Raw genomic sequence first — 14805 nt, 5'->3', positions numbered from 1 at the left:
ATCTTCGCCTGTCTGTTCGCCACGTATGCCGTGGTCGGCCGCAGCTACGCGGACGGCCCGACGGGCGCCGCGCTGTTCGACCTGCCGCTGGTGGCCGTCAACACGGCCATGCTGTTGCTGTCGTCGATCACCTACGGCTTCGCCATGCTGGCCATGCAGCGCAAGCAATTGCGCAGCACCCTGGTCTGGCTGGGCATCACGGGCCTGTTCGGCCTGGCCTTCCTGTCGCTGGAAATGTATGAATTCATTCATCTGATCCACGAAGGCGCCGGTCCGCAGCGCAGCGCGTTCCTGTCGTCGTTCTTCGCCCTGGTCGGTACCCACGGCTTGCACGTGACGTTCGGCGTGATCTGGCTCGTGACCTTGATGTTCCAGTTGAACAAGCATGGTCTGACCCCGGAAAACGGCCGTCGCATGATGTGCTTGTCGCTGTTCTGGCACTTCCTGGACGTCATCTGGATTGGCGTCTTCACCTTTGTCTACCTGATGGGAGTGCTGCCATGAGCGACCACCACACACACGGCGATAGCCACCACCATGACCAGCACGATCATGGCAGCCTGAAAAGCTACGCCATCGGCTTCATCCTGTCGGTGATCCTGACGGCCATTCCATTCTGGCTGGTGATGACGAAAGCCATCACCAACTCGGGCACCATGGGCCTGGTCCTGCTGGCGTTCGCGGCGGTTCAAGTGGTGGTGCACATGGTGTACTTCCTGCACATGAACACCAAGTCCGAAGGTGGCTGGAACATGATGGCGCTGATCTTCACCATCATGATCGTGGGCATTGCCATGGCCGGTTCCCTGTGGGTGATGTACCACATGAACCACAACATGATGCCGGATCTGATGCCTGAATACATGCATACGAAAACGGCTCCATGATGAGTCAACCGCGCCCAAGCAAGACCGGGCGCGCCCCTGGCGCTGCATCGCAAGATGCCGCGCCAGGCCCACGCGGCATGGCTGTGCATTATTCAATCATTGCATTGGCCTTGCTGGCGGGGATCTTATTTGCCGGTTTCTGTGCCCTGGGCACCTGGCAAGTCAAGCGCCTGTTCTGGAAGCTTGACCTGATCGAGCGCGTCGAACAACGCGTACATGCGCCCGCAACGGACGCACCTGGACCCGCAGCCTGGGCCAGCATTACGCCACAAACGGATGAATACCGCCATGTGCGACTCTCCGGTACGTATCTCCCCATTTTCAATACCCTGGTGCAGGCAACGACAGCACTGGGCAGCGGCTATTGGCTGGTGACGCCCTTGCGCCTGGCCGATGGCAGCACCGTGCTGGTCAACCGTGGCTTCGTGCCCAAGCGTGCCAGCATCGCCGCCAGCACCCCGGCCGGCGTTGTGCACATCGAAGGCTTGCTGCGCATCAGCGAGACGGGCGGCGGTTTCCTGCGTGAAAACAGTCCTGCCACGCAGCACTGGTATTCGCGCGACGTGGCCGCCATCGGCGCCTCGCACATGCTGAGCAACGTGGCGCCATATTTCGTCGATGCGAAGGAAAAGTCGGAAACGGCCAGCGACGCGCCTGTTGGCGGACTGACCGTCATTTCCTTCCATAACAACCACCTCGTGTATGCGTTGACGTGGTTTGCGCTGGCCCTGATGGTGGCCGGTATCACGTGGTGGCTCGTGCGCGAGGACAAGCGCCGCCGCGCCCGTGGCGCCCAGCGCCAGGAAAGCGACCATGCCGGGCAGGATTGAAATCCTGCCCAACCGCGAAGTCCTGGAGCGCGGTGCGGTGGCGGCCGAGATGGAACATCCGGCCGGCCACCAGAACATGAAGCTGCTGATCCAGTTGCGCTGGCTGGCCGTGATCGGCCAGATCAGCACGATCTTTGGCGTGGGCGTGGGGCTGAGCATCGCCTTGCCCGTGCCCTATATGCTCGAGGTGTTGTCCTGCCTCATCGCTTTCAACTTAGCCAGCCTGCTGCGCTGGCACGAACGCCAGCCCGTCTCCAATACGGCCCTGTTCCTCGCCTTGCTGGTCGACGTGACCGTGCTGACGGCCCAGCTCTACCTGAGCGGCGGCATCAGCAACCCGTTTGCCTTCCTGTACTTATTACAAGTCATCCTCAGCGCCGTCCTCCTGGAAGTGTGGTCGACCTGGATCATGGTGGCCATCACCAGCCTGTGCCTGGCCGGCCTGGCCTTGCTGCCCGGCCCCTTGACCTTGCCGATCGACCCCGAGCGGGGCTTTTCCAGCCTGTACGTGCAAGGCCTGCTGATCTGTTTCATCCTGAACGCCGCCTTGCTGGTAGTGTTCATTACGCGCATCAACCGCAACCAACGCGCCGGCGACGCCAAGGTGGCCGACTTGCGCCAGCGCGCGGCGGAAGAAGAGCACATCATCCGCATGGGCTTGCTGGCTTCGGGCGCCGCGCACGAGCTGGGCACGCCACTGGCAACCCTTTCCGTCATCCTCGGCGACTGGCGCCGCATGCCGGAACTGAGCAAGAATAGCGAATTGCTGGAAGAAATCACGGAAATGCAGGCGCAGTTGCAGCGCTGCAAGAGCATCGTCAGCGGCATTTTGCTGTCGGCGGGCGAGGCGCGCGGCGAATCGTCGGTGAAGACGACGATCAACACCTTCCTCAACGACCTGGTCGACGAGTGGCGCGTCAGTCGCCCCATCCAGGGTTTCGAGTACGATAACCGCATCGAGCACGATGTCCCGGTGGTTTTCGATTCGACCCTGAAACAAACCATCTGTAATGTGCTCGACAATGCACTGGAAGCGTCGCCCGACTGGCTGCGCTTCGAAGCCACGCGCGAAGCCGATGCCTTGCACCTGGTCATTACCGATGCCGGCCCCGGCTTCGAGCCATCGATGTTGACGCACCTGGGCAAACCGTATCAAAGCAGCAAGGGCAAGCCCGGCGGCGGCCTGGGACTGTTCCTGGTGGTGAATGTTGCGCGTACCCTGGGCGGCACGGTGACGGCACGCAACCGCGTGCAGGGCGGGGCGGTGGTGCACCTGGCCTTGCCGCTGGCGGCCATCAAACTGGAAAGAGAAAGCGACCACCATGCAGGATGACCGTCTGTTACTGATCGTGGAAGACGACGCCGCGTTTGCCCGCACCCTGGGCCGCTCGTTCGAACGGCGCGGCTACCAAGTCCTGCTGGCCACCAATTTCGATGAAGCGAGCGCCTTGCTGGAACAGCATTGTCCCGACTTCGCCGTCGTCGATTTGAAGCTCAATGGCAATACGTCCGGCCTGGCTTGCGTGCAGATGCTGCACCAGCACGACCCGGAAATGCTGATTGTCGTGCTGACCGGCTACGCCAGTATCGGCACGGCCGTCGAAGCGATCAAGCTGGGCGCCTGCCAGTACCTGGCGAAACCGTCGAACACGGACGACATCGAAGCGGCCTTCGGCCACGTGGCCGGCAACGCCGACATCGAACTGAGCAACCGCGCCACCAACATCAAGACCCTGGAATGGGAACGCATCCACGAAATGCTGGCCGAGACGGATTTCAATATCTCGGAAACTGCCCGCCGCCTGGGCATGCACCGGCGCACCCTGGCGCGCAAGCTGGAGAAGCAGCGGGTCAAATGAGTCTCAGCGGCAGGTCGAAAACCCTGGTCGGTCAAGGGTGTGAAACAACGCTCGGCGAACTGAGCGACGCCGTACAGTTGATGACAAGGTTATCCATGCAAAGCCGGGAGGCTTTCTCTCATTGTCTCTGCCTGGCAAGAAAAGGCATGGCAAACCTGATTTCGTCCAGACTCTTTCGCTTTGTACAAGGCTTTGTCAGCGGCCTCGACCAGCTCAATCGCTTGGTTTTCCAGGTGAATTGGAGAAAAGGCTTCGACGCCGATACTTACTGTCACAACACCAAGAGGATTTCCGGCGTGTTCAATCTCCAAAGATTGAATGGCTAAACGAATATTCTCTGCAACGGCCAATGTACCGGCGAGATCGGTTCCTGGCAGTAAAACCACCATCTCTTCACCGCCGTAGCGAGCTGCAAGATCCCCAGGCCTGCGCATGCTGTAGGTCACCACCTTGCCAATTTTTCTTAAGCACTCGTCGCCGGCTACATGACCATAGATATCGTTATACTGCTTAAAATAATCAACATCAATCATCACTAATCCTAGCAAGCTTTCGCCGCGCCGCGCGCGATTAAACTCGCCCATCAGTGATTCATCAAAATGACGCCGATTCGCGAGTCCTGTCAGTCCATCCTGGCTCGCAAGTCGCGACAAAGTTTCATTTATTCCTTCCAATTCAATGCCGGCGAGTATGAGTTCTTGTTCAGCTTGCGATTGGCGATTGATCTGTCTCACCATACGATAGCCTAGAAAGGCAATGAGCACTACCAACATCCCGCCTACCATAAAATGGAAATAGGCATCAGCGCGCCAATTTGCTAAAACCTCATCTTTTGCCAGCGCGGCAGAAACCACCAATGGATACTTATCGATTCTTCTATAACTATTAATTCGTGTCACACCATCCTGACCCGATTTTATGACAGCCGTTCCAGTCGGTCCCTTGGGTAAATAGATATCAAATACGGGCAACTTTGATATGTCCTTTCCCAGGGCCTTTTCATCAAATGGTCTTCTCAATAAAAGTACACCATTGCTATTGGCAATGAAAATAGCACCCTGATCGCCTATGGAAAACTTATTGTAATAATACTTAAAATATTGCATATCAATTGTTGCAAGAGCAACCCCGCCGAAACTCCCGTCGGGAAGATTGATCCGGCGCGACACCGTAATAATCCAGGTGCCTGTTGATCTGCTACGCACAGGCGGCCCTATATGCGGGCCGCGATCACTATTATATTGATGGTATTTGAAGTAATCTCTATCCGAATTATTCAGATTCTTCAAAAGAACATCCTGGGAATTGACCAGCCAACTGCCATCCTTTGCATAGATGAATATCCCATGCAACTGCGGCAACTCGCTCACGCGTGTAACGAGCAATTTATGAATACGCGAAAGCTCCAGATTTGAGACGCCGTCCGTTTCTATGCGCTCAACCAGCCCAACCAGCAAGGTGTCGGCCTCCTTGATCGTGTCGTATGCGTGCTGAGCAACGGACTGAGCCAGGTTGGCGCTCGCCGCTGCACCTTCACTCAGTTGCACCTCTCTTGCGCGCAAGCTCATCCAGAATTGAGTCGCAAGAATCGACAGGCAAACCAAGACGACGAAGGTGATCATCAGCGGCAACAAGGAAAAGCGCTGGAAGCTTGAGTCCAACAGACGCGCGGGCAGACTGTTTGTACGGGCCATGGACTAGCTCCTGATTTTATATGTACAGGAGTTTGCACTAAATAGCGCATCCGATATTCACACATCGTAACGAGAAAATATTTAGTTGGTAATAAACACCATCGCCAACATCAAAGTCCGATATATCAAGCCCGCCGTCGCCTGACGCGCATTCGCTATTTTGCAGATGAAAAGGCCGATGGCACGCGAGTTGATGCCATGCCGCCAGGAATACATTGCCTTACTTCGCGTTTTCGAATGTCAGTTCGATCGTACTGTCATCGCTCCAGTCCTGCTCCCGCAATGGCGGCGTGAACGAGAAGCCGCTGAAGGGTACGGGCGCGCTTTTTCCGTCGAAGCTGATCGTCGCAGCAACGATGCGCCGCGCTTCGGCAAAGCTGTAGGTTCCCTTTTGCGAGACGAAATTGCACGGCCCACCCAAAGCGCCCATCGCGGTGCGCATCGCAAAAGGCAAGGTCTCCTTGTCGATGGCCCAATGGACTTCGCAGGTCAGCCGCAGGTCGCCCAGGCGGCGGATCGTGTCGCTGGTCGCGGCACTCCTGACGTAGGGAAGCCACCGGACCGACCCCGCCTTGCGGTTCAGGGTCAGCTCGGCCTTTTCATACAGAGGGCCCAGTTCGACGGGCAAGCTGAAGATATTGCGTTCCCCCAGCGGTATTGGCATACCCGCCTCGTCGCTTTCCAGCCTGAGCGCGATGGCGTGCATGTCGACATCGGCATGGCGTGGCTGCAGGATGAAGCGCAGCTGCGCGCCAGGCGCCAGAGCATGCTTTTCTTCGTAGCGTTTGACGCCCTTGAGCATGGCACTGTAGGGTTTCCAGTCCGGGTCCCGCATGCCTTTGACATCAACGGACGCCGCCGCATCCAGTGCGGATGGTTCCATGGCTGGCGCGGTGTCCGCCCGGGCCTGTACTGCAGCGCCATATAAGCACAGCAGAAGAGCCGCTATCGCGCGCATATTCATCTTATTTATTTGCCTCTCAAGTCATTGCTTGTCACGTCAACCTTGGCACGAGTATAGAAAAAGACAGACGCGCCAGGAGGTTTTTAAGACAGAGTGTCAATTCGGACGAATGGAATGCTTGAAATCGCTGTTTTCCGGATTTGCCATCAATGAACTGCGGTTTTCGCGGCGTTAGCCGAGACGACTAACACCTCGTGTTCCAACCTGCCCAGATGGCCATAATGATCTTCGGGACCGGGATAAGCGACTATATGCACGCGAGACTGCTCCTTTCAAAGCCCCGCGACCAGACGCCATCGCACTCGATGGCACGCTAGCCATAGCCTGCCATGATGCTGGCCCGTTCGGACGGATGGTCGCGCCAATAGCGTTGAGCATTCGTGTAGGCATCACGCCTAGGTGCCGATTGCGTCAATAAGCGGCCCGTTGGATGAATCAAGCCCCGCAAGAACGACTGCGCGTATTCAACTGGCGGCGTGGGCGAGGCGGGCAGTTGCTTGTCCGCCGCCTGTGTCTGAGCGTAAGCACTGGCGTATGCAAGTACGCTATCTGGAATATTCTCCGCGTTCACTTTTCCAACAAGGGCACCGAGTATCAGGAGTGTCGCAATAGCTCGTCGCATCGCGTTTCATCTTTCACATGTTTTAGCTATGCAGGTGCCCGCCACTCCATCTTCTGCACCCGGATATGCGGATGGCTTTCCAGCGCTTCCCATTCCGGTAAAAAGACAAAGCCTTGTTTCTCGTAAAACGCGGCCGCGCGTGCATTTTCGGATGCCACGTCGAGCACCAGGCGCGCGTGGCCGTTGCCGACGGCACATTGTTTCACGGCATCGACCAGGCCCTGTGCCACGGCCATGCCCCGATAGGGGGGGGCTACCCACATGGCGATCAGGTGGCATACACCATCGTTGGCCACTACTTGCGCGGCGAGGCCGATGGCCAGAGCACCATCAAAGGCGAGGAAAAACGTGCGCTGTGGCGTGCTGACGGCGCGCTGCTGCCAGTCGGCATCGGAAAGGCTGGCCGCGCTGGCGTGGCTGGCGCCGAAGGCCGTGGGGGCGTCGAGCAGGGCGGCCAGGCGCGTGGCTTTCAGCGCAGGCCAGTCGGCGACGAGGGTGGGGCGGATGATAATATTGTTCAAACCTTCAGGATTCCTTACGCGACAAGGCAGGCGACGAATGTATTTGGCAATATTAACAGCATCGCTGCCATGGTATTGATTGCGCGCAACTTAAGATTGGTCCCACACTTCAATCGTCAACAGTTGTCCCGGCGCGCAGGCGGCGATACGCTCCCCGTGCACACTGATGCTGCCGGGCCAGCCCGTGAGCTCATCTTGTGGAAACTCACCATCTTGCGCCTCGGCAATGCCCGCCAGCAGCAGGGGCGCGATGACCTCTAGCTGGGCCGTGTAGCGGTTGGGAAAGCCGTTGAACGCCAGCTGGGTCGCCTTCCCTTGCACACACAATTGCGCGATCCAGTCCGCGCCGAACAGGCCCGCTTCCCAAGTGGCCAGGAACGCTTCCTTGTTGACTTTCGTCATATCGGCCAGTTGTTCGGGCGTTTGTGTCGAGATGATGGTCCACCAGCCTACCATGGGAGCTCCTTGTGAAAAGTAAACGTTAACGTGTCATGGCCCGGCGCAGCACATAGCTGAGGCCATCGACGGCGGCCACCATCAACAGCATGGCGACAATGACGGTGGCGGCGCTTGGCATCTGAAACAGCGACAAATGGTATTTCAGCATCTGCCCCAGGCCGCCCGCACCGACGACGCCGAGGATGGCGGCGGCGCGGATATTGTTTTCCCAGCGGTACAAGGTGTAGGACATCATCTGCGGGCTGCATTGCGGCAAGGTCGCATACAGGAAAGCCACTGCGGGTCGGGCGCCATTGATGCGCAAAGTCGCGGCAGGCAAGGGCGGACAATTCTCGAAGGCATCGGCAAACAATCGCCCCAGCACACCCACGGTGTGCAGCGCCAGCGCCAGCGTGCCCGCGAACGGCCCCAGGCCGGCGGCGATCAGCAGAATCGAGGCCCACACCAGCTCCGGGATCGAGCGCAGCACGTTCAAGATGGCGCGCGTGGCATTGCGCGCCAGCTTACCGAAGCGGCCGCTGGCAGGCAGCGCCAGCAGTGCACCCAGGAGTGCGGCAATGAGCGTGCCGATGGCCGACATGGCCAGCGTTTCGAAGGTGGCGACGCCGACCTTCATCAAAAAGTTGGGCGCCAGTTCAGGCGGGGCGAAACCGTGCAGGAAATCGGCGCTCGTACGTACTGCATCGGCGCTGAAGAACTCGCCCCATTTCAGGTGCAGGCTGGCAAAGCTGGCGATGACCAGCAGCAGCAAGGCGGCCAGCAAGGCCCAGGTCGACCAGCGCACTGGGGCAGGGATGGGCAGAAACGTGGACTCTTGCTTCATGCCAGCCTCCGGCGCAGCATGGCCGAGACCGCATCGGCGCCCGCCACCAGCAGCACGAAGACCATCAGCATGGTGGCCAGCTCATTGCCCGCCATCATCTTCATCGATTCATCCATGCGCTGGCCCAGGCCGCCCGCGCCGACAAAGCCCATGACGACGGAGCCGCGGATCGCGCATTCCCAGCGGTATATCGTGTACGACACCAGTTCGGCGGCCGACTCGGGCAAGGCGCCGAACAACAGGGCTTGCAAGCGGCCGCTGCCGTTGTGCAACAAGGCATTGCAGGCCGACGCATCCGATGATTCGAGGATTTCCGCATACACCTTGCCCAGCATGCCGCAATAGGTGAGGGCGATGGCGATCACGCCGGCCGTCGGCCCCAGGCCCACGATGCGCACCAATAACAAGGCCCAGACCAGTTCCGGCACGCTGCGCAGCAGCACCAGCAGCGCACGGACAGCGTGGCGCACGCTGGCGGCCAGCGGCGACACCTGGCCAGAGCCGATGCGCGAAATCGACAGGCGCTCCGTCACCAGCAGGGTCAGGGGAATCGCACCCAGCATGGCCAGCGCCATGCCGGCCGTCGCCATGGCGATGGTTTCCCAGCTGGAAATGGCCACCAGTTGCAGGAATTCCAGCGAGTGGGCCGGTGGCACGAAGCTGGCCAGGAATTGCCAGGTGGCCGCCAGGCTTTGCGCATCGAATAAAATCCATGGTTTGAATTCGGCCTGCACCAGCATCGGCCACAGCACGATGAGGAGGATGGCGGCGCCGATCAGGCGGCCGCGCCAGGCAGGGTCGCGCGGCAGCGCGGCGTGGGCGCTCTTCAGCAAAGGGGCCTCGCCGCGTCCAGGTTCGCTTCCACCGCCTCGAACTGCGGTGCGGCATCGGCCTTGTTGCGGTACAACTGCGCTATCATGACGTCGCTGACCTCTGCGCTGGGCAAGTCGAAGACGATCTTGCCATCGCGCAGCGCGACGATGCGCGTGAAGCAGGCGCGGGCGATCTCGACCTGGTGCAGGCTGCAAATCAAGGTAGCCTTGCGCGCGCGCGCCTCCGCTTGCAGCACCTCAATCGTCTGCAAAGCCAGCGTGGGGTCGAGCGCCGACAGAGGTTCATCGACGAGGAACACTTGTGCATTCGACACGAGGGCGCGGGCCATGCCGCAGCGCTGGCGTTCGCCGCCGGACAGGCGGTCGACCCGCGCATACAATTTATCTTGCAGGTTGAACTTGCCTAAAGCCTCCCACGCGGCGCGCGGGTCGACGGGCGCCAGCAGGGAGCGGATGGCGGTCCACACGCTCCATTGCGGCAAGCGGCCCGCCAGCACGGCGTTGACGACCCGTTGGCGCGGCGGCAGGGGCGGCGTTTGCGGCGCCAGGAACAGGCGCGCGCGCAAGGCGTGACGCTCGGCGCTGCCGATCTGCCAGGGAGAACTGCCGAGTATGTTCAAGCTGCCCGACGCTGGGCGCAGCGCGCAGGCCAGCGTATGCAGCAAGCTGGTCTTGCCGGCGCCCGAGGGGCCGATCAGGGCGATCTGTTCGCCCTGGGCCACGACCAGGTCCAGGTCGCGCAGGGCCAGCGCATTGCCGGCGGCGCCCGCGTGGTGGACGCTGACCTTGTGGAGTTGGAATGTCATGCGATGTTTCGTTGCAAATGAGGGCTGGGGTCAGTCGCTTCGTGATCGGAATACGTCCCATTGGGACGTATTCCCCGCGCGGGACTCGGCGCCACCGTCTGACCCCTGATTGATGCTGAATACGAGGAAATTATTTCAACAGCTTCGCGTCGCGCGCAGCCGCTTCGATATCCTTGTAGTTCTCGGCCTTAGTCGGGATGAACTTGGTGGCGCGCTGCAGGTCGAGGATTTCCTTGCCTTCCGGCGTGGAAGGGTCCAGCGCCAGGAAGGCGTCCGTCAGCTTCTGGCGCATGACAGGGTTCATGTCGGCGCGCACGCTCCAGTTGTAATCGTAGTAGCCGGGCGTCGTGTAGAACACGCGCACCTTGCTTGGGTCAACCTTTTTCGCTTCGACCAGCTTTTCCCACACGGAAATGTTCAAGGTGCCCGCATCGACCTTGCCGCCGGCAACGGCCGCCACGGTGGCGTCATGCGCGCCGGAAAACGCGATGCGCTTCATGTCCGTGTCCGGATTGATCTTGGCGGCCAGCAAGTAGTAACGCGGCATCAAGTGGCCGGAGGTCGACGATTCCGAGCCGAACGTGAAATTCTTGCCTTTCAAGTCGGACAACTGATTGATGTCCTTGCTGGTGGTGACGAACACCGAGCGGAATTTCGTGTCTTCTTCGCGCTGTACCAGGGGCACGATCTTGCCGCCGCTGCGCACGTTCGCTTGCACGAAGGTAAAACCGCCGAACCAGACCATGTCCAGCTTGTGGTTGATCAAGCCTTCCACGGAGGCCGCGTAATCGGTGACGGGCGTAAATTCCACCTTCATGCCCAGCTTTTTCTCCAGATAGCTGCCCAGCGGCTTGAACTTGCGCTGCAATTCTGTCGGCGCTTCGTCGGGAATGGCGGACACGCGCAGCACTTGCTGGGCTTGCGCCAGGCCGCTGTGGATGGCCAGGGTGGCGGCGACGGTGGCCAGGATGGCGGGAAACTTGTTCGATGAGTTGGAGAACATGGTCATGGGACTGCCTTTGCAAAAAATATTCATTAGATTACGGAAACCCCGGTCGTGCCTTCCAACATCTCGCCGATGACGACGGCGTCGCCAAAGCCTTCGGCGCGGAAAATCGCCAGCACTTGCTCGACGGCTTCCGGCGCGCAAGCCACCAGCAGGGGGCCGGCCGTTTGCGGATCCGTCAGGATCGCCTTGTCGATGGCGCTGAGGCTGTCGTCCAGCGCCACTTGCGCGCCGTAGCCCTGCCAGTTGCGGCTGGAGGCGCCCGTGATGTTTCCATTCTGCGCCAGTTGCTGCACCTGCGGCAGCAGCGGCACATCGTGCATGGCGATGCGCGCCTGCAACTTCGCGCCGCGCGCCAGTTCCAGCGTGTGGCCCAGCAAGCCGAAGCCCGTCACGTCCGTCAGCGCATGCACGCCGTCCAGCAGGGCCAGTTTCTTGCCCGGGGTATTCAATTTGGTGGTGTTATCGATCAGAGAAGCGTAGCCTTCCGCGTCCAGCGCATTTTTCTTCAGCGCGGCGGACAAAATGCCCACGCCGATCGGTTTGCCCAGCACCAGTTTGTCGCCGGTGCGTGCGCCCGCGTTGCGTTTGACTTGCGAGGGATGCACCAGGCCCAGCACGACCAGGCCGTAGATCGGTTCGACGGAGTCGATGGTGTGGCCACCCGCGATGGGGATGCCGGCCTGGGCACAGATAGTTTCGCCACCTTTTAATATGCGGCCGATGGTTTCCACTGGCAATTTATTGATTGGCATGCCCACCAGGGCCAGCGCCATGATGGGCGTTCCACCCATGGCGTACACGTCGGAAATGGCGTTGGTGGCGGCGATGCGGCCAAAGTCGAACGGGTCATCGACAATGGGCATGAAGAAATCCGTGGTGGCGATCAGCGCCTGCTCGTCGTTGAGCTGGTAGACGGCCGCGTCATCGGAGGTTTCTATGCCGACCAGCAATTCCTTCGGCAGGGGAAAGCCACCGCTGCCTTTTAAAATGTCGGCCAGCACGCCGGGCGCAATTTTGCAGCCGCATCCGCCGCCATGGGCAAATTCGGTCAATCGGATCGGTGTATCTGGTGTTGCTGCGCTATCGGACATGGTCGTCATCCTGCTGAATTAAGTAATTAGGTGGCAAGCCAGGCATCACGCGGCACTGGCGGTACGGGGTTGGCCGACGATAGCACATAATGCGCGCGCGGCTTGCTCGAAGGCATGTTCTGAAATATCGGGCAAGACCAGCGGCGTGGCCTGCGCGTAGCGGCTGAAGTTGCGGGCGATCGATTGCCGGTACACGGGGTCGTAATGTTGCACCAGCAACGCTTCCACGAGCTCGGCCATGCGGCCCGCTGTGGCCAGTTGCTGCCAGTGGGCAATTTTCTCCTTGCCATGCAGCTGCGTCAACAGCGCCAGCTGCACATTCAGGCGCTGCGCGTCGCCGACGAAATGTTCATAGTCTTGCATCAGCAATTGCACGCGCTGGTCGGTGGCGAGGCGCACGTCGGTGCAGTCGGCCGCGCGCATCTTGTCCATCAGCGCATCGGGCACGCGCAAACGGCCCACTTTCTTGCTTTCGGACTCGATGAACACGGGGAGCTGCGGGTCGAAATGGCGCAGTTGCTGCCACAACGCGCTTTCAAACGCTTTTTGCGAGGGCTGGTCCGCGTCTGGCAAGCCGCCCAGCACGGAGCCGCGATGGGCCGCCAGGTCTTCCAGGTCGATCACTTGCGCGCCTTGTTTGTCGAGCACCTGCAGCAAGCGGCTCTTGCCGCTGCCCGTGGGACCGCACAGCACATTGATAAAGTCGAAGCGTTCGGGCAGGGTAGCCAGTTCGGTATTCACATGGCGCCGGTATTCCTTGTAGCCGCCGTCGAGCTGAGTGACGGGCCAGCCGATGCGCGCCAGAATATGCGCCATGGCGCCGCTGCGGTTGCCGCCGCGCCAGCAATAGACGAGCGGAGACCATGAATGCGGATGAGCAAGAAAACCTTCTTCGATATGCCGCGCGATATTTTTCGCGATCAGCGCCGCACCCAGTTTCTTCGCTTCGAAGGCGCTGGTCTGTTTGTATAAAGTGCCCACGCGCACACGCTGCTCGTCATCGAGCACAGGCAGGTTGATGGCGCCCGGCAAGTGGTCTTCCGCGAACTCGGACGGGCTGCGCACGTCGATGATGGCATCGAACGCGTGCAAGCGGGACAGGATGTCGCTGAAAGGCAGGACTGCAGGGTATTTCATCGTGGCGCGGCTGCTTGGAATGGGGAAATGCGTATTATCCCCGATAAAGGCCGCTGGCGTGGGGCTTTGGTGCCGCGCCTCACCGCTGCCTCTTACACTTCCCGCGCCGGGCCTTCGTCTTGAATGCCGGCAAAGAACCGGACTAGGCTGTGCGGCGCCTCGTCGCCAACGCACAGGTGCAGGATGCGCTTGGACTCCGCTGCGGCCACGCTGCTGCGCGCAAACAGCGCCGCTTCATACGCCAGCAGGGCCGCGTCGACGTCGCCCGGCTGCGTGGCAAGCGCCTGCGCCAGCTCGGCGCCATCGAGCATGGCCAGGTTGGCGCCTTCGCCGACCGGCGCCATCAAATGAGCAGCGTCTCCCAGCAAGGTCACGCCCGACACGCGTTGCCAGCGGTGGTCAACGGGCAGCAGATGCACGGGGCGTGGCACGGGCGGCGTGTCCGCGTCCGTGATCAGGGCCGTCAGCGCGGGCGCCCACCCGGAAAATTGCGCGGCGATGCAAGCCCGGGCGGCGGCGGGATCGGCAAAATCAATGCCGGCCAGCCATTCTTCCGGCTTGCTCAAGGCCACATACGCATGCAGCACGCCATCGGCTTCCCGGTGCGCCAGGATGCCTTTTCCCGGCGCCAGCGCGAACAGGGCGCCCGCGCCCACGGCTTGCGCGCTGGCCAGGTGGCGACGGTCGCTGTCGAACAGATACGTTTCGATGAAGACAATGCCGCTGTACCCGGGCTGCGCGCTTGAGAGCAGGGGCCGCACCCTGGACCAGGCGCCGTCCGCGCCCACCAGCAGGTTGCTCGTTGCCGTGGCGCCATTTGCAAAGCTCAGCATGTGTTGGCCGCCGCCCATCGTTGCGACGCTGGTCAATTTATGGCCCCAGCGCACGCACCCGTCAGGCAAGGCATCGAGCAGGATGCGGCGCAGTTCTCCGCGCGCCACTTCCGGACGGCCAGCGGTGCCATCGCCCCCCTCTTCGAGCAAAACGGTGCCGTGCAGGTCGAGCACGCGGCTGGCCTCGCCGCCCGCATGGATGAGTGCGCGGAAGGCGTCATGCAGGCCAGCCGCCCGCAGCGCTTGCTGGCCGCTTTCCTCGTGGATATCGAGCAGGCCACCCTGGCGGCGCGCCTGCGGTGACGCATCGGCCTCGTACACGGTTGCGGCGATGCCTTGGACGTGCAGCACGCGGGCGAGCATCAGCCCGCCCAGGCCTGCGCCGATGATGGCGATATGCATGGTCATCCTTGAAGGTCGTTTTCAAAATGTTATTG

Annotated in this window: 16 protein-coding genes; 5 read left to right on the top strand and 11 right to left on the bottom strand. The window is 60.8% G+C overall.

Translation table 11 applies throughout. The features are described 5' to 3' along the window. From cyoC to K0F85_RS08895, 5 genes are all read left to right on the top strand, one after another. Nucleotides 1-504, top strand: a 504-nt coding sequence (cyoC, locus tag K0F85_RS08915) for a cytochrome o ubiquinol oxidase subunit III (protein ID WP_257572633.1), incomplete at its 5' end; no start/stop codon positions are given. Beyond that, nucleotides 501-887, top strand: coding sequence for a cytochrome o ubiquinol oxidase subunit IV (gene cyoD, locus K0F85_RS08910; RefSeq protein ID WP_092797724.1), 387 nt, complete (start codon nt 501-503; stop codon nt 885-887). The genes cyoC and cyoD, both read left to right, overlap by 4 nt. Further along, a complete protein-coding gene (locus K0F85_RS08905; protein WP_219115696.1) occupies nt 884-1717 on the top strand; it encodes an SURF1 family protein in 834 nt (277 codons plus the stop codon). The genes cyoD and K0F85_RS08905 overlap by 4 nt, the downstream gene beginning before the upstream one ends. Next, complete coding sequence (locus tag K0F85_RS08900; RefSeq protein ID WP_219115695.1) at nt 1701-3050, top strand: ATP-binding protein; 1350 nt, start codon at nt 1701-1703, stop codon at nt 3048-3050. The genes K0F85_RS08905 and K0F85_RS08900 overlap by 17 nt, the downstream gene beginning before the upstream one ends. Further along, nucleotides 3040-3576: a response regulator transcription factor gene (locus K0F85_RS08895; RefSeq protein ID WP_219115694.1), complete on the top strand. Its 537-nt coding sequence runs from the start codon at nt 3040-3042 to the stop codon at nt 3574-3576. The genes K0F85_RS08900 and K0F85_RS08895 overlap by 11 nt, the downstream gene beginning before the upstream one ends. An 89-nt stretch (nt 3577-3665) precedes the next feature. Here K0F85_RS08895 and K0F85_RS08890 read toward each other — a convergent pair whose 3' ends face one another. From K0F85_RS08890 to K0F85_RS08840, 11 genes are all read right to left on the bottom strand, one after another. Next, the gene (locus tag K0F85_RS08890; RefSeq protein WP_219115693.1) at nt 3666-5270 is read right to left on the bottom strand and encodes a diguanylate cyclase; all 1605 of its coding nucleotides are present in this window, start codon (nt 5268-5270) and stop codon (nt 3666-3668) included. A 220-nt stretch (nt 5271-5490) separates the two neighbouring features. Beyond that, complete coding sequence (locus tag K0F85_RS08885; protein ID WP_219115692.1) at nt 5491-6234, bottom strand: hypothetical protein; 744 nt, start codon at nt 6232-6234, stop codon at nt 5491-5493. A gap of 648 nt (nt 6235-6882) precedes the next feature. Next, nucleotides 6883-7377, bottom strand: a complete 495-nt coding sequence (locus tag K0F85_RS08880) for an N-acetyltransferase (RefSeq protein ID WP_219115691.1) — start codon at nt 7375-7377, stop codon at nt 6883-6885. Between the two features lie 90 nt (nt 7378-7467). Beyond that, entirely contained in the window at nt 7468-7833 is a 366-nt protein-coding gene (locus K0F85_RS08875; RefSeq protein ID WP_219115690.1) for a hypothetical protein, read from the bottom strand. A 25-nt stretch (nt 7834-7858) separates the two neighbouring features. Further along, nucleotides 7859-8659: a phosphonate ABC transporter, permease protein PhnE gene (gene phnE / locus K0F85_RS08870; protein WP_219115689.1), complete on the bottom strand. Its 801-nt coding sequence runs from the start codon at nt 8657-8659 to the stop codon at nt 7859-7861. Then, on the bottom strand, nt 8656-9492 hold the full coding sequence (locus tag K0F85_RS08865) for an ABC transporter permease (RefSeq protein ID WP_219115688.1): 837 nt from the start codon (nt 9490-9492) through the stop codon (nt 8656-8658). The genes phnE and K0F85_RS08865 overlap by 4 nt, the downstream gene beginning before the upstream one ends. Beyond that, nucleotides 9486-10298 carry a phosphonate ABC transporter ATP-binding protein gene (locus K0F85_RS08860; protein ID WP_219115687.1) on the bottom strand — a complete coding sequence of 271 codons (813 nt, stop codon included), beginning with the start codon at nt 10296-10298 and terminating at the stop codon, nt 9486-9488. Before K0F85_RS08860 ends, K0F85_RS08865 begins: the two co-directional genes overlap by 7 nt. A 130-nt stretch (nt 10299-10428) precedes the next feature. Further along, nucleotides 10429-11307, bottom strand: a complete 879-nt coding sequence (locus K0F85_RS08855; protein WP_374198661.1) for a putative selenate ABC transporter substrate-binding protein — start codon at nt 11305-11307, stop codon at nt 10429-10431. Between the two features lie 26 nt (nt 11308-11333). Beyond that, nucleotides 11334-12398 (bottom strand): selenide, water dikinase SelD, encoded by a 1065-nt coding sequence (selD, locus tag K0F85_RS08850; RefSeq protein WP_219115686.1) that lies wholly within the window; start codon nt 12396-12398, stop codon nt 11334-11336. A 45-nt stretch (nt 12399-12443) separates the two neighbouring features. After that, nucleotides 12444-13535 carry a tRNA 2-selenouridine(34) synthase MnmH gene (mnmH, locus tag K0F85_RS08845; protein ID WP_219115685.1) on the bottom strand — a complete coding sequence of 364 codons (1092 nt, stop codon included), beginning with the start codon at nt 13533-13535 and terminating at the stop codon, nt 12444-12446. A 92-nt stretch (nt 13536-13627) separates the two neighbouring features. Then, on the bottom strand, nt 13628-14770 hold the full coding sequence (locus K0F85_RS08840; protein WP_257572632.1) for an NAD(P)/FAD-dependent oxidoreductase: 1143 nt from the start codon (nt 14768-14770) through the stop codon (nt 13628-13630). Nucleotides 14771-14805 lie beyond the last annotated feature (35 nt).

It is taken from the genome of Janthinobacterium sp. UMAB-56 (assembly GCF_900095265.1).
Lineage (GTDB): Bacteria > Pseudomonadota > Gammaproteobacteria > Burkholderiales > Burkholderiaceae_D > Janthinobacterium.
Note: the sequence above shows the minus strand (reverse complement) of the source record. Positions and strands in the feature narration are given on the sequence as shown.